The following is a 20,362-nucleotide window of genomic DNA, read 5'->3' on the forward strand; positions in this document are numbered from 1 at the left end:
ATTGATGTACTCAAGTTGACAGGCCAAGCGTTTGACCATAAAGACCATCGTAGCGCCCTGTTCGCATTTCAATGGAGAAACATCTTTCTCTGTTTCCATACGCCACCTGGAACTGGCGATGAAATCTTCTGCGTGGAGCCAGTAGAATCGGGGTTTCTGTCATCGCATCGATTTTGGTGTCGAGTCCGCTCACTGTGACTGTGACTATGAGTGTGAATGGGCCGAAACCAGGGAATCGCCCGCGTAACTCCGCGAAAGGCATCACATGTCACCCGGTCATCACTTCACATCGGCCACGTCCCGTCTCACGTTGTTCCTTTGGAGTTTTTGCGTCCTCTGCGGTGCTTCCTTCGCTGCAGATTCCTCAAAACCCAACATCGTGGTGATCTTTGCCGATGATCTTGGCTACGGTGATCTTGGCTGTTATGGGTCGCCGACAATCCGTACGCCGCACCTCGACCAGATGGCTGCCGAAGGGTTGCGGTTTACCGATTTCTATTCTGCCGCCGAGGTGTGTACCCCCAGCCGGGCGGCTTTGCTCACGGGAAGGTTGCCAATTCGCAGTGGCATGTGCGGGGCTCGCCGCGTGCTGTTTCCAAACTCCAAAGGAGGGTTGCCCCCGGCAGAGATCACCATCGCCGAGGCACTCAAGGAAAAGGGCTATGCTACCGCACAGATTGGCAAGTGGCATCTCGGCATTCACCCGGGATCGCGTCCATTGGATCAGGGCTTTGATCAAAGCTTTGGCCTGCCATACTCCAATGATATGGATGCTCGGACCGATTTGCCGAAAGGCTCGACGGGTTCACCCAATCCACCGCTCGACGGCTGGAATGTGGCGCTGTTGCGCAATGGCGAGATTGTTGAACAGCCTGTAAACCAGACCACATTGACAAGGCGTTATACCGAAGAGGCCGTCAAGTTCATCACCGAGAAGAAGAACACTCCTTTCTTCCTTTATATGCCGCACACTTTTCCGCATGTGCCCCTGTTTGCCTCGCAGGATTTCAAGGGCAAAAGCCGTGCTGGCATTTATGGTGACGCTGTTGAAGAGCTGGATTGGAGTGTGGGGCAGGTCCTTGGGGCCTTGCGGCGAGAAGGTATTGCTGAGAATACGCTCGTCTTCTTCTCCAGCGATAACGGCCCCTGGCTCATCATGGGCGATCAAGGCGGCAGTGCCGGTCTGCTCAAGGATGGTAAGGGCAGCACCTGGGAAGGCGGCATGCGTGTGCCCGGGATTGCCTGGATGCCGAGCCGGATCAAGCCCGGCGTGACCAGTCAACTCGCCAATGCGATGGATGTGTTTCCCACCGCTCTGGCCCTGGCCGGTGCATCACTCCCGAAAGATGTTGTGTTCGATGGAGTCGATCTCTCGCCATTGCTTTTCGAGTCGAGGCCTCTGCCGGAGCGACCGTTCTTTTACTATCGAGGCGATCAACTCTTCGCCTGCCGCCTGGGTGAATGGAAGGCTCATTTCCAGACTCAAACAGGCTATGGAGGCTCAAAGCCGGAACGGCATGAACCAGAACTGCTGTTTCATCTCGGTCGCGATCCTTCTGAGAAACGTAATGTCGCCGCTGCACATCCCGAAGTTCTCGCTCGTATTCAGGAAGCTGTGAAGGCTCACCAATCAAAAGTGATTCCAGGCCACCCGCAGCTTCAATAGTTGGCAATGATCCCCAGCGAATTGCCCTGCAGTCTTGGCAAAATGCTGCCACTCTCGTGCGATTATACGACAGCAGGCTGATTGAACTTGGTCGCCCTGATCACTTTGCGAAGAGCGGGGTGCTGAAGTAGCGGTCCATGCGATCCGGGAAGATCGTGACGATGGTTTTCAAATGTGGATACTTCTCGCGCAAGATCTCGCCAGCCGCAAAATTGAGACCCGAACTCGGGCCGACGGGGAAGCCTTTTTTAATCAGCTTTTTGGTCGTTTCGATCGCCAGGGCATCATCGACTTCAATCTCGATCAGATGCTCAATCCGGGCTTCGCGATAGATGGTGGATAACCCATCGACGACGCCGGGAATCTTCCCTGAGAAGCTGCAGCACTCGACATCCGAGATCAATTGACGGCTCACAGGTTTGGCCAGCACTGCCGATACAGGACAACCAAAATCCCGCAGACCCCAGTAGTTGCCGACCAGCGTCCCCCCGGTGCCAACTCCCGAAACGAACGCATCAATGCACTGCGTCCCCAACTCATGGGCAATTTCCTGGGCGGTCTGCGTCTGATGGGCTCGCGCATTGTCGAGGTTCTCAAACTGCCGGGGCAGAAAACCCTCATGCTCTGCCGCCAGCTTCCGGCACATGGCGAGTGAACCCAGAATGCCTTCACTCGCCGGGGTTAAGACCACCTGCGCACCATAGGCCGTAATGCTCTTGATACGCTCCTGGCTGACACCTTCCGGCATGACGGCGATAAACTTGAGCCCCAGATGAGCGCAAACCATCGCTAATGAAATGCTCGTCGAACCACTCGACGCCTCAATCACTGATTGGCCTCGCTTCAAAGTCCCGTTTCGTATCGCTTTACCGAGAATGAAAAACGACAGGCGATCTTTGGTCGACCCCGAAGGCTGAAGGTATTCCAGCTTCGCGTGGATGGGCGAACCACCATCGAGTGAGATAGCCACCAGCGGTGTATTGAGCGGCGAGAGCATCGTGTTCTCTAGGTAAAGGACGACAAAGGGTCTTTCGTAAGCGTCGAGAAATAGATTGCCAAAGAGCGCAGCAAATTGCACGATCTCTCGCTCCTTCTCCTGTTCCGACGGAAGACAGTGGAAAAGAGTGCTCGCTGGCTGCTCACTTTTGAATTCCGCAAGAAACGTTTTTGGCACTCTGGCGAATCCCAGGGATCATTTGCGCATTGAGAGTTGGTTAAGCATGCTTGCTCGGAGCCGCAAGCATGGCACACAAGATGGTGTTCAATCCTGGACTCTGTATCACGCCTGGCCTGGATTTCCCTGTTCCAGCTCGAAACGCCACATTCAATGACAGCAGCCCGGCTTCTTATGGAGAAGCCGGGCTGCTGGGGTTCAGTCAATCCATCTTGATCAAGCGGTTTTCTTGATCAATCAGTTGCCGTTATTCGCAGGGCGATTTCCGAGGCGGACGGCACCTGTCGGGGCGGCTGGCTGCTGAGGAGCACCGGGGGCGTTCGCACCGGGAGCGTTGGCGGCGGGAACACGATCCGGACCAGTCACTGTGGCCGTCAGGTAGTTGTCGATGCGTGTGGACTTCTGGATTTCTTCGAAGGTCTTGGCGACAGAGACCTGTGTCTTCTGTTCAGCAAGTTCGTCGTAAAGCGAGTCGCGGATTTCCTGAGTCAGTTCGTTGACTGTGGGAACCGTGCGGCCTTCGCACTTGATAATCGCAAAGCGGCTGGGGCCCACTTCGATCACGCCGGAGATTTCGCCTTCCTTCAGAGCAAAGGCGGCCTTCTCGAGGCTGTCGTTGCCAGAGTACTTGGGAATCGGTGGTACAGAGCCGCCGAGTGCCCGGCTCTGGGGATCAATCGAGAATTCCTGAGCGTACTTTTCAAAGTTATCAGCGTCAGCATTCGCCTTTTCCCACACGGTCGTCGCCCGGCGGAGGTTATCCATCAGAATCATGCGGGCTTTGACGCGAGGGCCATAGTTACGAACAAAAGCGCGATTCAGCTCTTCTTCCTTGATGTCGATTTTTTCGCTGGCGAGCTTCTTCAGTGCCAGCATCGGCCAGATCACGCTGCGGCGATACTGCTGAGGATTGATGCCGCGTTCGGCCTGAAGCATCTGGTACCAGTTGTTGACATCCAGGTTAAATCGCTTGGCAATACGGTTGATTTCGGCTGTGACTTCTTCTTCGGTGACGGTCACACCTGCGGCTTCACAGGCCTGCTGGATCATGGTGCGATTGATAATGTCGTCGAGAACTTCCTTGCCGTATCGGGCAACACATTCTTCAGCGACCATGTCGAAAGGAATGATTTCTTTATTAACGCGAGCCATCACCTTAACGGGGCGATCGGTCGTTGGTGCTGCTTTACCAGCGGTTTCTGTCGCAGCCTGACCCACTTTCGGGCTCATTGACTGCATCACAAATCCACCGGCAGTGAGAATGGCTGCAGTACCAGCGATGAAAGCGACTGGCTTAATCCACTTGGATTTTGGCTTTTTTGTGGCTGCTGGAGCCGGTGTATTGGTCTCGAGGTGCATCCCTTCACCCATGATTCTTCCCCTGAAATTAAGTGAACATTCGGCTCTAAAAGGCCAGGGGAATTCCTCAATGGAAATCCTGCCGTCGAGCGACTTATGGCGTTTTAGAAGAAAATCGAATTTTCAGTCAAGAACGGTTTACGTTTTGCCGACAAGGCCAGCCATACGCAAATCCATGGAAATCGCGCCCTGTGTGCCATGCCGCTTTGGGCAAGCATGTTTTTTCCGTTCTATATCGCGACATTTCATGTTGCGATTCGGACTCGTTGTGGCCTGAAGCTGGTGCATTTCGTAAGAACTTCATGGCACCCTACCCAAGAAGCTTGATGCAGAGTTAACCACGAAGCCGCTATCCCATTTCCAACCAACAACCAACAACCAACAACTTCCGCCCTCCCATTTGCTCCGCGACTCATTGTGCCGGCAGGGGGACTTGCTGGGGGTGCTTGAGGTAAGCGATCAGGTTGCGAATCTGGGATTCACTGAGAGGCTGAAGGATACCATCCGGCATGGGTGATAGATTTGTCGGCGTCAATTCCACAATCTCACTGCGCTCGATGGTCACTTTTTCTGTCTGAGTCTGCAGTGTGAGGGTTCGTGGTGTCTGCTCGACAATAATGCCCGAAATGACGCGGCCATCTTCGAGTTCAGCAACTGACATGCGGTAATCTTTGGAAACCACACTGCTCGGGTCGAGAATGTTTTCCAGCAGATAATCGAGATTCGACCGCTGCGCACCTGTCAGGTCAGGGCCAATCGCGCCCCCTTCGCCATAGAGCTTGTGACATTTGGCACAATGCGTGGTAAAGAGCACACGGCCATCACCCAGCGAGGCTTTGGCCAGGGTATCGCCAGTCAGTTTTTCCTTGAGCTGTTCGATGGCCAGCCGCTTTTCGGCTGAAGTTTCGCGAGCTTCCCCCCAGAGTTTGGTCAAAGCTTCGTCGAGTGCCGGATCCTTCAACGCCCGCATCTGTCGCACATCGAAAGCGGTGATATCAGCCGTCGGAATTTTTCCCTCTTCGAGTCCCTTAATGAGAGCTTGAGCATATTCCCGGCGAGTGGTCAGTAGCGAAATGATTTCGGGGCGGACAGGGGCGCGGAAAGATCGATAACTCGCCACGATCTGCTGGCCAATCTGCGGGCGATTCGCTCGAGGATGATTCCAGTTGGCAAGGCCTTTGGCAGATGCCACATTGAAGCGGGCTTCCTTCAGCAGTGGGACGAGGATCTGGTCAAGATCATCGGGATGATTTTCAGAGAGAGTGGCCAGGGCTGAAAGTCGATTTTCAGGATCGGCCTGACTATCCGTCGCGACCCGGCGGACATCTGCCATCGCTCGGCCATCGCCAAAGAGCAGATTCAGATCAGTAATAAGCGCCTGGAGTTTGGCATCATCCCGTAATGACGGAGTGCTCTCGGCCAAAGCCATCACTTGAGGCCACGTGTTGGGAGCTTTCGCTTTTCGCCAGCCTTTGAGACCATTCGTCAAACCCACTGCGAGATCGAACAACTGAGTGGGATCTTTCTGCTGGACGACTTTTGCGACAAGGGCATCGATGTGCTCGGGATGCGATTCCAGATCCTCTGCCAGCCGACGAACAATCTTCTGCCGCACAGAATGCCATTGACTCTCCGGAAAGACTTTTTCCAGTTCTTGAGGTGCCGTTTCAGCGACAGGTATGAGCCCATACCAGACCATGAGCGGCAGATTGTGATCCCCATCATCGCGAGCATCTTTCATCAGCAGGGCAGCCAGTTGCGGCCTGAGTTCGACTGGCAATCGCTGCAAGGTCGAAGCGAGCACCAGCCGCACGAAGGGCGATGGATCGTGCTGGGCTCGTTCCAGCAACATGGGTAATTGCTGACGAGCATCGATGAATATGGCCTCCTTTGCAGCGGTTGTGCGCGAGCGCTGCCGGCTCATGGCATCGTCGATCGGAAGCCGATCCGTGGCGAGACGAATGGCCCACGCACGGACCGATTCATGGGGCGATTGCAGTGCCACTGCCAAAGTTTGCGGCGGCAGGCTTTGCTGCTGCATGCCGGCAATCGTCCCGATAGTCACCAGCAGGCGAAGCTGTGCCTGTGCAAACCCTGGGGTTGCTTTGTCAGCGCTGGATCTGTCCATTTCCGCAAAGAGCTGCTGCAGGGTCGCGAAAGTCTGCGAGTCTAAAGTCCTGGTACGGGCTCGATGTGCCAGTTCGAGACGAGCCTGACGAACATCCCATTCGTTGGTCGATTGCAGCAATCGAACCAGCAGCGAGTCATCGACTCGATGAAAGGGAATTGTGTTCGTTGGCGGCTTTGCTGGTGGTGCCGGGTTGCTGGTGGAACTGATGCGATAGATACGGCCACTGGTGCGATGCACGCCGGTATGTTCGTGGCATTCACCGGTATCGCTCCAGTCGAGCACAATGACACTGCCATCCGGCCCATAATCGAGATCGATGCCTCGAAACCATGGATCGGGTGAGAGGAACATATCGGGCCGGTGGCGAGCGACGTAGCCGCTCCCTTCGCGATCGAGTTGTTCGACATTGATGCGCCGCCCATGAAAATTCAGCGTGAAGAGCTGGCCCCGGTATTCTTCCGGCCATTGGCCGCCCAGGTAGATCATCGTTCCTGAATGGGCATGGCCACCGCCGAGCGAACTGGCCGCGCCATGACGGGAATCTCTCCAGCTTTTTCCTGTATCGAAGTGATAATGGTCGGCATGTTGATCAATGAGGCCATAGGTACGGGTATTCGGGTCAAGCGTGAAGGGTCTCGTGTAGTGTGCGCCAGGGATCGCATGCCAGAGGTGGCCATTGACGGTGTTGACGAAGAAAATCTCGTAGAACTCGTTCCAGTCGTGTCCCCAGGGATTGGTCGTCCCGGTGGTCAGGACTTCGACTTCGCGCGAGACGGGATGATAGCGCCATAAGCCCCCTTCGAGTGCCACACGTTCTTCAGGACGAGCTTCGGGCAGACCAATACGAGCCGGGCAGGAACCACCACAACGGCCATAGAGCCAGCCATCCGGACCCCATTTCAGACCATTGGCAAAATTGTGATGGTTTTCGCGGGCGACTTCGAAGCCATCGAGCATGACCTGAGCCGGGCCATCGGGAATGTCGTCGTGGTTGGCATCGGGGATGAAAATCAGTTGTGGCAAAGCGAGCAGCCAGAGACCTCCATGACCAATGGCGATGCTGGTGGATTGCCGGATGTCGTCAGTGAAGACTTTCCGCTGGTCCATGACTCCATCGCGGTCTTTGTCTTCAAGAATCAGAACCCGATCGCGCAGTGTGGGTTCGAATCGTTGGGTGCGTTCGGCGTAAGTGTAGTTTTCCAGGATCCACAGCCGGCCTGCAGCATCCCAGCACATGGCAATCGGGTTTTGAACATCGGGTTCGGTGGCAAAAACATTCACCTTGAGTCCCGAGGGAACCTCTGTTTTCGCCACTGCTTCGCCGGCTGGCATTAAGGAATCGGTCGATGATTTCTCGGTATTGAACGGGGCAGGGAACGCACTGGAAGCATCGGCTGGGGTAGAAGCGGTTGATCGAGCCGCCGGGCTTTCTTCGCGAGACGAATTCGTCTGAGCGATAAGCGGCAAACCAACGAAAGTCGCGCTGGTCAATAGAAAGGCGACGAGAGACAGTGCAAGTTGATTGAAAGATCTCACAGCAGGTCGATCCTCGGGCTGATACGGTTAATATCGAAGAATCAACAATTGATGATATCAGATGCTGTGGCCAGTCGCAGCGACAAATGTCGAACATAGAGGAGGGCCACAGGGGCGATTATCAGTCGCTATAGGAAGATTGATCCATTGACCAATCTATTGAGGCGGATTTTCCACCTGATAACAGGCGAGTTCCTGATTATTGCGTACGAGGAGCTTGCCGTGGGCGATGACCGGATGAGCCCAGGTGGTCGCATCGGGGAGGACGCGGAACTTGGTGATTTCGACAAACTTTTCGGGCGTTGGTTCCACAAGTGCCAGTTCGCCATTTTCACAACTGACGAGTATCGAGTTCTCTGTCATCAGGATCTGGCCATAGCCGTAGGGTGGGCCCTTCCACTTGATCTTTCCCGTCGCGATGTCGAGGCAGGCGAGGCGGTTCTCATCAAGGCCATAGATGTAGCCGTCTTTGAGAATTCCATCGTTGAACTTCAACCGGAATTTATTGGTCTTCCAGATTGGTTTGACCTGCCAGGTAGGTTCGGCAGGTATGAGCTCGATTCGGGCACTCCCCACCGAGTATCCACAGGAGAGAAAGAGGGATTGATCAGGGAGGAGAATCGGCTGGCAGGCGTTGACCTTGGGCTGGTTGACCCACGGGAACATCCAGAGTTCTTTACCAGTTTTTGGATCCAGCCCGGAAAGTCCAGCAGCATGGAAGACGAGAACCTGCCGAACGCCGTGAATTGTCTCCATCCGGGGCGCTGTGTAGCTGGCTTCGTAATCGCCGACAGACCACATGAGCTGGCCATCTGTCGCCCGATAAGCAGCGATCGAACGGCTTTCTTTTCCACCGGGATTGACGATGACGAGACCATCTTCAATGAGAGGTGAACCGGCCATGGCCCAGGGGATATTCGTGGCGTCAGCGTCCTTAAGAATATTGGTCGACCACAGAACTTTTCCTGTAGCGGCCTCAAAACTGTTCAGTATGCCTGTCGCACCGAGAGTATACAGTTTGCCTTCGACAAACGTCGGAGTGGCTCTGGGGCCGTCACCACCCATCGCTTCCGAAAAGCGGGTCTGATCGGCGTGCTTCCAGAGAACGTTGCCTGTTGCCAGATCGAGGCAGAGCACCTGTTCTTCCTGTTCGACCTGCGTTTGCGTAAAGATCCGGTCGCCAATGACGGCAAAGCTCGACCAGCCGACACCAATCGGCTTACCCCAAAGTTTCTTCGGAGGAGTGGTCTCACTCCACGACAGAGGAATCGTCACGCCGGAAGCCACACCCGCGCGATCCGGCCCGCGGAACTGCACCCAGTCTCCCGGCCCGGCTGTGAGAGCAGGCGTGGCAACAGCCCCCTCCTGAGGAGCGACAGGAACGTTTCGGGCAGCAGCTTCGGCTTTGGGAGCCCAACGCCATACCACGCGGGGCACCATATCACCATTGAAGCCTTCAATCGTGGCCACAGAAGCGACCAGACCACAAACGAAAAGCAGACTCCCTAAGCCAATGAGGCGCGACCTCCAGGTGAATCCAGAGCCCAGAACCCACCAGAGGAACAATGAAAAAATCGTCGCTGGCCAGACGAAGAGCGTCGTCATGATCAGCATGGTGCGATCTTCACTGTACGTCAGATAAAGTGCTGTTTGAGCGACTCCCGCCAGTAGCATCGTCACTCCTGGCCAGATCCAGCGGCGAAATGTGGGAGCTGCAGATCGTTCTTCTGGAGTGGATGAACCCGACATCGAATGTCTCCTCTGACCACTGTATGCCGAACCATCGCGCGGTCAGCAAGGGAATCTACCCATCATTCACAACTGGGGTTTCGTGATGGATGGTCGTCATCTTCTTGACGACTCATGTTGAATTACAGGGGGCAGCCCGCCCTGTCGCTGGTGTCAAAACCAGCCATAGCGACATCACGTCGGCAAAACTATTCGCCCAGTTCGTCAGGTTCGATATCTTTTTTGCCTTTGGATTTACGTGGGGGACGTACAGGCTCCGACCGACGAAAAACGGCAACCACATCTTCAATCGGAACCACATACAGCAGATTGTCCGGTTCAAAATCGACCGGAATGGCATTCTTCGGGTGAAACAACACCTTGTCGTATTTCTTCACCGGGAAGTCGAGATCTCGCTCGATCAGCACACTGATTTCCACCACACGGCCGGTAATCGTCGGAATTTCAGCCTGATCCGGCAACACAATCCCGCCGCGGGTCTTTTGCTTGCTCTCGTCTTTACGGATCAGAATTCGCTTTCCCAGCGGCTCAACGAATTCGCTCAAGGTCACTCTTCCGGGAAACAGGTGGTTAACTCGGTACTTCCAGATTCTATGCAGATCGAGCAGTGACGAAAAGGGAACGTTTTCACCCCTGCGGTTGTTGATGTGGGATTATTTCTCCTTTGAAAACGATTCAGAGACAAACTCCAGTGCATCCGGGAGTGAGCGTTGCCAGTACTTCCAGTTGTGCCCGCCGTCACGGACACGGTACTCATGCGGAACTTTCATGTCGCTGAAGGTGATGTGCAGCAACGAGTTCCCTTTGTAAAGGAAGTCGTCGTCTCCGCAATCGATGAACCAACGTGTCTGTTTGAGCTGCTCCACGGGCGTTTTCGGCAGCAGGTACAGCACGCTGTTCCGATTGTAAAACTCAGTGATCCGTTCGTCCCCTTCCTCAAGATTGCCTACGGAAGGAACGTACCGCTTTTTGAACTCGGCAAACGGAATCGCCCGCATTTCCTCATCCGAGCGCACACCGGCACTCATGGCGTAGCAGGAGGCAAAGAGCTCGGGATGGTGCAAAGCGTAGAGCAGGCTCCCATAGCCACCCATCGACAGCCCCGAAAGTGCTCGATCCGCCCGATCTGTCCTGGTGCGATAAGTTTTTTCAATATGCGGCATCAGTTCCTTGATGAAATAATCTTCGTACATGTACTCGCCCATCACGCTGTTCATGTAATAACGCTTCTCAGCATCGGGCATGACAATAATCATCGGAAGTGCCCGGCGGGTCGCAATCGTGGCATCCGCAAGGGGTTGCATGTTTCCCTTCAACTGCCAACTGGTTTCATCGTCGCCAAAGCCGTGGAGCAGATAGAGCACAGGATACGAAGTTGTCGAGCCCTCATAACCCGCAGGAAGGTAAATTGAGTATTTCATCTCCTTCTTCAGAATGTCGCTTTGAATTTTCTGGCTGAGCAGCAGTTTGCTGGTTCCTTTGGGTTGACCAGCGACAAGCCTGGCAGAGACTTCCTTGAGACGGGCTTGAGCCGCCGGATCTTCGGCCAGTGGAGCTTCATGAAACGCTGCCAGGAGATGATCCCAGACGACGTTCAACTCAGCCTGCATATTGCTGGTATGAGCCGTGATTGCAATGACCGCATCCTGCTCGGGCAAAACAATGCAAAACTGTCCATCTTTGCCATCACCACGGAAGGCTCCGTGCCGGCACCGCCAGAACTGATAACCATAGCCTTGTTCCCAGTCACTCTGTGGATTGCTGCCATTCGAGACATGCTTCGAAGTGGCTTCGCGAATCCATGCTGCCGGTAGGAGCTGCTGGCCATTCCATTGACCCTCGTTGAGTGTGAACAGGCCGAAACGTGCGATGTCTTCGGTGGTAATCATCAGGCCAAAGCCACCGTAGTTGATCCCTTCAACACTGGTTGACCAGGCTGGGTTTTCAATGCCCAGGGGCTTGAACAGGCGTGGAGTCAGGTAGTCAATCAGCTTTTCACCCGAAACCTTCTGCACGATTGCTGAGAGCATGTAAGTGGCTGGAGTGTTGTATTTGAAATGCGTTCCCGGCTTATGCGGAACAGGTTGCGCCAGAAACATCCGGATGCCCGAATCCTCCGGCCCACCAATCAGCTTGGGCTCGATCTCGTGGCCGGTGGACATCGTGAGGAGATCCTTGACCCGCATGGCCTTTAGATTGGGCGAAATTTCAGCGGGGAGATGATCGGGGAAGAACTTGATGACCTCGTCATCGACACTGAGCTTCCCTTCGCTCACAGCAAATCCGACTGCTGTCGAGGTGAAACTCTTGCTCAGCGAATGCATCACATGCGGCGTGGTCGGTGTCTGTGGTTGCCACCAGCACTCGGCAACCACCTTTCCATGCCGGATCAACATGAAGCTGTGGAGTGTATTGATCGACTGATCTGCAGCTTCAATGAATTTCTGAATCTGAGCCGAGGCCACCCCCTGCGATTCAGGAGTGGCTCGTGGCAACGGTTGAGCCAGCACTGTGGAAGGCAGTACTGTCGACAGGTGCAGAGTAAAAATCGTCAGGAGTAGGTAGCGCATCATCATGGGAGTCACTCTTGAGTGTCAGGTATTTGATCTGGCTGAAGGTTGTTCAAGTCCTAGTGGCATTCGGCAGTGAGAGGGCCCGCAAGTTCATTGAGGAAGAAGAACTTTCCGGGTTGAGTCGTCATGTAAGTCGATGGAATCCAGGGTGTGGGAGCATGTCGAAAGGTCATCCAGAGAGAAAGGCCCTGCCATTGCATGCCGCGAGAAAAGATGCCATCTGCCCCGCCAATGATATGGTCAGCTCCTAGGAACAGAGCCGGGCCAATCGTATTGGCAAATGCCGGGACCAGCGTGGTGCGGCTCTTGAAACTGGTCAGTGCGTTCTGTTCGATTGTCAGAGGATGCAATCTGGCACCCAGGCGGTGAGTTTGCGATTTCCACTCAGTTTCACTGCCATATTCGCCGGCAAAGTGAGGCTCCCAGAAAGCAATATGGCAGACGCGGCCCACGCCAAAGACCACCACATGCATGGCCCCTTGAGATTTTAATTCGCCCAGTTTCTCGGCGTAACTGGGGAGATGCTTACGAGTCGCGAAGTTCCTTTGTTTTTTGGGAACGGTCAACTTTCCTAAAGGACCATAGAAAGCCTGCTCCATGGCAAACTGAAAAGCGCCGGGATCAGTGGCGGGTAACGTATTTCCTGAGGCATCGCTCCATTCGTCCATGTTGAAGCCATAAACATGTTCGCACGAAACATTCCACTCCTTAAGAAAGTAAACCGCCCAGCGATACATGCCCATCGGGCCGACAGGCAGGATGATCGATAACTTCCGGCCAGCGTCTTTTGCACGGCGAATCGTCTGGGCAATCTCGTGGCCCATATAAGTGTCGAAATCGCTTTGGGAAACGCACTCGATCGGCTGGAACGATTTATGCCACCAGGGCTGCCGCCGGGTGATGGTTGCCGGGTCAGCATCGACACAGGCATCGATGCGAGCGAGATCCCAACCGGCAGGAAAAAAGCCTTCCAGCATCGATCCCGCCAGTGTGGTGAGCAGATTCATCGGTGATTTCTCCGGGGTGCCTGGCAACGCATCATATCTCTTCCATTCGATACCATACCCGGAGGAGCAGCGATAGATGTTGAGCTGGAGTTGTGGAATGTGCAGAGATTAAATTTGCAGTGATTATTGCGGAGCGATGGCCAGTGTCCCCAGATAATCGCCTGGTTTGACAGGACGTCCTCGAAGATATTCAGCAGCCGACATGGCTCGCTTGCCTTCCGGTTGCAAAGTGAGAATTTCCAACTGACGATCGCCTGTTTGCGCGAAAAGTCGCCCAGATTCTGAACGGAGTTGACCTGGCGGGATTTGCTGTGAGGATGGTTCTGTCATCGGGGATAAAGAGATCACATTGCCCTGCAGGATGGATACCCGCAGGGGGGCTTTCCCTTCAGAAAACAGGACTGTCTGCGGGCCGGGCCAGGGCTGCATTCCTCGAATATGGCGTTCAATTTCTATAGCGGGTTTAGACCAGTCAATGAGGCCATGTTGTTTGGTGAGCTTGCCGACATGCGTGGCGAAAGTCTCGTCCTGTATGGTTTCCTGAGCCTCCCCCATAGCCAGTTGATCGACGACACGCAGTGTTAATGGAACGGCCAGTTGTGCCAGACGTGCTTCGAGTGAACCTGTGGTCTCATGGGCATCAACATCGAGTTGATCAACACCCAGCATGGGGCCCGCATCGAGCTTCGGGACAAGGCGAATGATGGTCACTCCTGCCACTTCATCACCGGCGAGGACAGCCGCATGAATCGGTGTCGCACCCCGGTACCTGGGAAGCAGTGAGGCGTGAACATTGATGGTCCCCAGACGAGGCAGATCGAGAATTTCGCGTGAAAGTATCTGGCCATAAGCGGCGACCACAGACAGGTCGAGATCGAGTGCTTTCAGCCAGGTGGCATGCTCGGCATCACGAATGCGTGAAGGTTGGAAGACCGGAATGTTCCGCTCTTGAGCTAAACCAATGAGGGGGTTCTCGTGCTGATGATGACCACGTCCTGTTTTGGAAGGTTGCGTAATCAGTGCGACGACCTGGTGGTGCGGTGATTCGCGCAGGGCTTCAAAGACCGGTCGAGCTAATGGCCCTGTCCCCAGAAAAGCAATTCGCAATGATTTCATATCAATTCACCAGTTCTTGGGGCCAACTCTCAAATTTTCTCAGGCAGGGTGCATGAAGTTCTTACGGAATGTGCCAGTCTTCCACAGCATCGCGTCTTGCACTCAGCTCTGTGGCACGCATGCTCATCTCTATGTCAACTCCCAACCAAAGCAGTCTGTTCAATTCAAGAAACTATGCTCAGCGAATTGAACTTCAATGAATTCTGAATGATGTGCTGCGGATTGGGCAAACCATCGGCAGAAAATGGCAGAAAAATTTGAGCTCTGGCGGAAAGTGCTGAAGCTTATGCGGGCAAAAAGTTCAACTTTTCGCTTAAAAACAGCCGTTTTTTAGAAGTTCGGAACTTCTTGCCGGAACATCTTGACCTGCTTGAAGGCTTCACCTACAAACCTCCCACACACAACGCGAACGCCAATAGTCATGGATGACAACGGGAGTTCGATCATGATGTGTGACTCAATACCTGTGGTGGGTTTGCCGGCCGGAATGAATCCTGGCAGCGTGCACTCTTCTGCCTCAGGCATCTGAGGTTTTTCTCGCCTCCCCCTCGCGACACCTGTCTCGCTTTTCCGGCACCGTTCTGTTCTTTCCTTCACAGGAAGGTACCCATGCCTCGTTTTTCTATTGCCCTTTGGGCCACGCTTGCTGTTCTTGCTCCACACGCCAGTGCCGACGCACAATGGTTTGGAGGTAACTCTGGCTGCAGTACCTGTAATACGGGTGCTTCGAGCTGGGCACCACCGCCGATGTTCCAATCGGCAAGTTGCAGTCCCTGTGCTCCTGTTTCCACCTGCGAAGTGGTGCAGCAGCCGATTATGCAAACCTGCTATCAGACAGTTCCTGTGACCGAATTCCAGCAGGTCAAACAGACTGTCAGACGACCAATTGTTGAAACCCGTTATGTCGAACAGCCCGTGACTGAATATGTCCCTGTGACAGAACAGAAGACATGTGAAGTCCCGACCGTTTCCTATCAGAACGTGACGGAAATGCGAACCCAGACCAAGAATATGGGTTACTGGGTGACACGCTATCAGCCCAACTGCCGACCATCACCTTGCGAAGTTGATAGTCGCCCAGGTATGGCTGGCTGGTGGAATCGAACGACTCATCAGATCGGGTCAGCCTTTACACCTCGCTATACAGCACAGCGGGAATATGTGGCACGAACTTGTGTCCAGACTGTGCCAGTGACCCGCCAGGTCGCGATCCAGGGAACTCGTCAGGTTGCTTACAACGTCACCACCATGGTGGCCAAGCAATCGACTCGAAAAGTGGCCGTGAACGAAGTGCGATATGTCGATGAAGAAGTGACTGCCATGCGGCCCGTTACCGTGATGCGAACAGTCCCGATTGGCAGCCAGATGGCTTTTGCTCCGATGGGTGGCACCGCCACAGCCTGGGGCCCGGTCTGGGGTTCACAAACAGTTCTGGCACCCACGGCTGATCCTAACTTCTCGCGTTCCGCGACTGACATTCGTACTCGCAGTGCGACCAAAGACAATCTGGAACGAGCCAATCCTGATCGTCCGGACAATCGAACATCCAGTGGTGGTCTGCCAGCCAGTAAAATCAGTCTGCCTGTGCAGCCTCAGCCCACGTTACTGAACGGCCCCACGGCCGAGGTTCCACAGCCTCCGAAAACAGAACCTGCTTCACCCAAATCGAAGGGAGCTGTCATGACAGCGTCTCTGACGAATGTGCTGGATCAGGAAGAGCCACGAATTGTTGCTCGCCACGCTGCGGCGAAGCCTGCTGAAACACCTTCGATTGTTCGAGCCCAACGCTGGGTCGCTCGATCAACGAATTCTGAAACCCCTCCTGCGGCCGTTTCTTCGACCATCTCCATGGTTGATGCGGATCGCTAACCCAGGCACCCCATGCCTGTCCCCTCTGTTCGTGTTGAAATGTCCCCCCCAAACCCCCGCGGCACCGGTTTCATACCGGTGCCCATTTTCTTTTATACCGCTTAAAAGTTGTTGAAATGAGGCGAGAGTCCGCAGTCCCAGTAACGTCGCACGTCCACGGAAAACTTTGAAATGACCGACGTCCTCAGGCTCAAGATTGACTTTCCCCGTTCGCAAAGTGATAATTTATTTAAGTAACCGCGTACGTTGTGGCTCAAGAAGCCGCTTGTATTCGTGGAGACCGCAGCTCAAAGTAGCTCGGATCAGCGTCGCAGAGATTGTTTTTGTCGTGCGGACAGAGTCATGAGTGCTGAATTGTCAGTACTGATTTGCTAATGCAGAGAAGTGACTCCCGCATCCGACTCCTCCGACGTATCATGGCAATATGCGAGAATTTTGTTCTACGGGCAGGCTCAATTCGTGTCGAGGTGATGAAGCCGAGACTGAGATCTTTGCCCGGCAACACGTTCCGCCACGTCGCCTTTCGTTACAAAGTTAGACACCTCAGAGCGTTATGGACGTTTGATCCGAATTGCTGAGAGGTTGATCCGGAGAAAATCATGTTCGGTCTGCCCGGTGGATGGGAATTGCTTGTTGTTTTAGGGATTGTCCTCCTGCTCTTCGGAAACAGGCTACCCAGCGTGATGCGATCACTGGGACAAAGCATCACAGAGTTTAAGAAGGGGGCCAAGGAGGCCGAACAGGAGCCTGAAAAGATCGATGATCAGGAAGCGAAGGCCTGATTGAGGAGTTAACGGTCGAATGATTCTCGACAGTTGACGGCATGGCTCACAGGGATGCGAAATCAGTGGAGTTCTGTTAGTGGAGTTCTAGCTGAGCAGTTCCGGGCCTCTGTTTCTGAACAGATCTCATCGCGCGGGATAACCATGGACCTGCGCATTGGTTTAGTATGCGAATATCATCAGCGGGGGTTTGAATTATGTTTGGTGCACCTGGTTGGCAGGAAATGATGGTCGTGGGGATCATCGCTCTATTGCTGTTCGGCAAGCGGTTGCCTGAAGTCGCGCGCAGTCTGGGCAAAGGGTTGACGGAATTCAAAAAAGGGATGGCCGGTATGACGGACGATATCCAGAGTACTGTCTATACTCAGCCTGAGAGTTCGAAAACATCTCGGCCATTGGCCAAAGACGATGACGAGCCCGTGGTCGCCAGTGCTCCAAAATTTACTCCACCCACGGAACCACCCGCATAAGGGATGGGAGTTTGTGTGGGAATCTGGGCGCCCGGTGGCAGCGATCGTCAGACTTCAGTGATCAACAGTGGGATAACTAGCAATTCTGTCTGAAAGTAAGTTTATGCCTTCCGAGTTTCTGGCGATTCTTGAGACGTTTCCGAATCCCTTTCCGCAGCGTGATTACTCGATCGAAACGATTTGTCCAGAGTTCACATCGCTCTGCCCAAAGACTGGACAGCCCGATTATGGCACTTTGGTGATTACCTATGTGCCAGACGAAAAATGTTTCGAATTGAAGTCCCTCAAGCTTTATCTGCAGGCGTTCCGCAATCATGGGGCGTTTTACGAGCAGGTCACAAATATGATTCTGGATGATCTGGTCGCCGCGACTTCTCCGAGGAGTCTGGAAGTCGTGGCACAGTTCACGCCTCGGGGTGGAATCCGCTCGAATGTCACCGTGAAATACGCCAAGGACTGAAGAAACACACGAAAGTCTGAGGCCACGACAGGTCCTGTGACCCCGGCAGTTACAAGTTTTGAACTGGGGTCACTCAAGAGACCTGATCGACCGTGCGACAGTTTGCCAAAAATCTAGGCGACAGCGTGTTCAATCGCGCGTCGCCTTTTCCATTGATGTGGTGTCAATATATTTACTGATGTGCATTTGAGTAGTGTTGGTCGCGGCTGAATTCAGGGAGTTTGTTGAATTTCATCAACTCAATTGACGGAATTCAATGTGAATTTTCCATTTGTATTCCGTCAAGGCGAGTTTTTAGCGTTGCGGTTCAATCTTTGCAGATAACAATGAAATCAATCATTGACGGGAAAAAATGTTTCCTGGGGCGAAATACGTTCGAGGAATTTTTGTCTCGGCGATTGAATGGGTCTTGAAACGTTGAGAGCAGCATCTTGTGATAGGATGTTTCTAAACGTGGACTGGACCTGCGTGTGATGTGCAGACCCTCCGCCCACTAATGGCCCCCGTACATGCCTACACTCACTGCCATGACTTGGTACTACCGTCTTTTTGGCGAAGAATTTGGCCCAGTTCCTCACGAAATGCTCGTGACGCTGCTGGAGAACGGCACGTTATCGCACACCGATGAGGTTCGAGCCGAGACTGGCTCGCACTGGTTAACTCTCAAAGAGGTTCTGGACTCACCTCAAGACCAGACCCTGGAGTCTGCAGGTCGAGCCACACTCGATGGGCTGGGCGATGCACAGAGTGGCTGGTACTGCAAAGTGTTGGGTCGAGAGTTGGGCCCGATGGGCTTTGATGAAATTCAGTCTTTTGTGGAAGAGGGGCAGCTCGGTGCAGAAGCCGAAGTTAAGCTTGGGGCAGCCGGTAAGTGGCGTGCGGTACGCTCAATTGGCCGATTGATGGCGGTGCTCCCATTTGAGAAAGGTGAGCACAAGATTCCCGAAGGCCGCCTTTCCAAGGAAATGCAGGCATTCTCCGGGAATGAACCTTCATCGAGTCGTGAATCGGCGAGACCTGCTCCTAAATCGCGTATTCGAGATGAGTTTGATGACAACGAGGATGACGATGATCGATCATTCGATGCACGTCGATCGCGTCGGAAAAAGAAAAACCGCCGGGGGAGTGACACACAGGGATATACTGGCAACACACCACCTTTTGGTATGCCCGCGTTTTATCCGGGTGGGCCAGCCGTCAATGGCTATGCCGGGTTCCCCGCTGCTTCGACACCAGCTTATGGAATGCCTGTTGCGGGGGCGGGATTTGTGCCCCAGTGGCCACCGGCTGCTGCACCTGCTCCTGTCGATCACCTCTGGTATGCCTGGATTGGCGGTCAGGAATATGGTCCTGTCGATTACTCGCAACTGACCCAATGGGCGACTGCCGGGCAGTTGGCAGCCACGGACTACGTGCGTCAGGGCCAGGCAGGCCAATATGTGCTCGCCTCCACGATCAATGGTCTGGTGCCTCCTCCCGCTGCTCCGGTCATCGCAGCGCCTGTCTCTCCGGCAATCGCGACTCCCCAACCAGCAGTTGCGGCCACAGCTACAACGTCCACAGCTTCAGCGGCCACAGTCTCCACCACCACAGCGAAAACAGCAGCGAAGTCGACTGATTCAGCAGCCAATGCAGTGATTCCGGCAGCCAGCGTCGAAGCGAAAGCCGCTGTTGTTAAAGAAACACCGGCTGTCAAAGCTTCTGAGCCAGAACCGGAAGTTGCCAAAAAGGCCACGAGTGAAGGTTCAAATTCGAATTCGAGTGCATCGAGTTATTCATCTTCAGCAGCGGCTTCCTCTTACAGCTCAGGGGCGTCTTATAACTCTGGAGCCAGCAGTTATTCGTCAGGATTTGGTGGGGCTGCTCCCTCCAGGCCCATGCCAGCCAGGCCAGCACCCAAGAAGAAAGTCGCTGCAGAGCGTCCCGAGTGGCTGGATGATGCCATCGAAGGTCTGAAGTCTCCCAAAGCTCTTGTGGCGGTCGGGCTCCTGGCTCTCGTGGGGATTTATTTCTCTCTGGGATTTTTACCTGCCAGCACGGGCAGTGATCGCCAGTTGCAGACGAGGTTGGAAGAAGTGCTCGCAACTGTGAAGAAGTTGCGAGAAACAAAGGCCCCCGCCGGTGAGTGGGAAGCACTCGCACAGGCCACTGCCAAAGAATATCCGAAGGATTTCGTCGATAAGCTTCAGAGCTCAGCCAGTCGCAAGTATCCCTACAAGCAACTTCACTTGTGGTGTGTTCGCGATCGCTTGCAGAAGATGATCAGCAACTCAAGGACAAAGGTGTCTCACGAAGAACGGGACTTCGAGAACAATCTTCGCGAGGCTGCCAAACTTCTCGGAATGCCCTCCACGATACCGGCAGCCCCCGCGGTCGCCGAAGCAGGGGGTAAACCACCCTCTGGTGCCCAGTGATTCCGATCTCCGGATTTGACTCTACTTTGTGTGCCATGCCTGCAGCTCGGAGCAAG

14 protein-coding genes are annotated in these 20,362 nt (G+C 54.3%); 6 read left to right on the plus strand and 8 right to left on the minus strand.

Annotated elements, in window-relative coordinates:
• Positions 1–265: 265 nt before the first annotated feature.
• The gene (locus A6X21_RS05985; protein ID WP_068846703.1) at positions 266–1,666 is read left to right on the plus strand and encodes a sulfatase family protein; all 1,401 of its coding nucleotides are present in this window, start codon (positions 266–268) and stop codon (positions 1,664–1,666) included.
• A 100-nt stretch (positions 1,667–1,766) separates the two neighbouring features.
• Here the strand turns inward: A6X21_RS05985 and A6X21_RS05990 are convergent, their stop codons facing one another.
• The 8 genes from A6X21_RS05990 to fmt form a co-directional block, all read right to left on the minus strand.
• On the minus strand, positions 1,767–2,744 hold the full coding sequence (locus A6X21_RS05990) for a PLP-dependent cysteine synthase family protein (protein WP_240490182.1): 978 nt from the start codon (positions 2,742–2,744) through the stop codon (positions 1,767–1,769).
• Between the two features lie 333 nt (positions 2,745–3,077).
• A complete protein-coding gene (locus A6X21_RS05995; RefSeq protein WP_068846704.1) occupies positions 3,078–4,211 on the minus strand; it encodes a peptidylprolyl isomerase in 1,134 nt (377 codons plus the stop codon).
• Between the two features lie 400 nt (positions 4,212–4,611).
• A complete protein-coding gene (locus A6X21_RS06000) occupies positions 4,612–7,866 on the minus strand; it encodes a PVC-type heme-binding CxxCH protein (RefSeq protein WP_068846705.1) in 3,255 nt (1,084 codons plus the stop codon).
• 156 nt (positions 7,867–8,022) lie between these two features.
• Positions 8,023–9,615: a PQQ-binding-like beta-propeller repeat protein gene (locus A6X21_RS06005; protein ID WP_068846706.1), complete on the minus strand. Its 1,593-nt coding sequence runs from the start codon at positions 9,613–9,615 to the stop codon at positions 8,023–8,025.
• 188 nt (positions 9,616–9,803) lie between these two features.
• The gene (locus A6X21_RS06010) at positions 9,804–10,160 is read right to left on the minus strand and encodes a co-chaperone GroES (protein WP_013110986.1); all 357 of its coding nucleotides are present in this window, start codon (positions 10,158–10,160) and stop codon (positions 9,804–9,806) included.
• 108 nt (positions 10,161–10,268) lie between these two features.
• On the minus strand, positions 10,269–12,191 hold the full coding sequence (locus tag A6X21_RS24995; protein WP_068846707.1) for a serine hydrolase: 1,923 nt from the start codon (positions 12,189–12,191) through the stop codon (positions 10,269–10,271).
• Between the two features lie 53 nt (positions 12,192–12,244).
• On the minus strand, positions 12,245–13,195 hold the full coding sequence (locus tag A6X21_RS06020; protein ID WP_068846708.1) for a 6-phosphogluconolactonase: 951 nt from the start codon (positions 13,193–13,195) through the stop codon (positions 12,245–12,247).
• Positions 13,196–13,318: 123 nt separating this feature from the next.
• Positions 13,319–14,311 (minus strand): methionyl-tRNA formyltransferase, encoded by a 993-nt coding sequence (gene fmt / locus A6X21_RS06025; RefSeq protein ID WP_068846709.1) that lies wholly within the window; start codon positions 14,309–14,311, stop codon positions 13,319–13,321.
• Between the two features lie 609 nt (positions 14,312–14,920).
• Here fmt and A6X21_RS06035 point away from each other — a divergent pair.
• The 5 genes from A6X21_RS06035 (at position 14,921) to A6X21_RS06055 (ending at position 20,306) form a co-directional block, all read left to right on the plus strand.
• Complete coding sequence (locus A6X21_RS06035) at positions 14,921–16,180, plus strand: hypothetical protein (protein WP_068846711.1); 1,260 nt, start codon at positions 14,921–14,923, stop codon at positions 16,178–16,180.
• Positions 16,181–16,779: 599 nt separating this feature from the next.
• Complete coding sequence (tatA, locus tag A6X21_RS06040) at positions 16,780–16,962, plus strand: twin-arginine translocase TatA/TatE family subunit (protein ID WP_068846712.1); 183 nt, start codon at positions 16,780–16,782, stop codon at positions 16,960–16,962.
• Positions 16,963–17,159: 197 nt separating this feature from the next.
• A complete protein-coding gene (locus A6X21_RS06045) occupies positions 17,160–17,432 on the plus strand; it encodes a Sec-independent protein translocase subunit TatA/TatB (protein ID WP_068846713.1) in 273 nt (90 codons plus the stop codon).
• 103 nt (positions 17,433–17,535) lie between these two features.
• Entirely contained in the window at positions 17,536–17,892 is a 357-nt protein-coding gene (gene queF / locus A6X21_RS06050; protein ID WP_083233433.1) for a preQ(1) synthase, read from the plus strand.
• 509 nt (positions 17,893–18,401) lie between these two features.
• The gene (locus A6X21_RS06055) at positions 18,402–20,306 is read left to right on the plus strand and encodes a GYF domain-containing protein (RefSeq protein WP_068846714.1); all 1,905 of its coding nucleotides are present in this window, start codon (positions 18,402–18,404) and stop codon (positions 20,304–20,306) included.
• Positions 20,307–20,362 lie beyond the last annotated feature (56 nt).

This window comes from Planctopirus hydrillae, from assembly GCF_001707835.1.
Taxonomy (GTDB): domain Bacteria; phylum Planctomycetota; class Planctomycetia; order Planctomycetales; family Planctomycetaceae; genus Planctopirus; species Planctopirus hydrillae.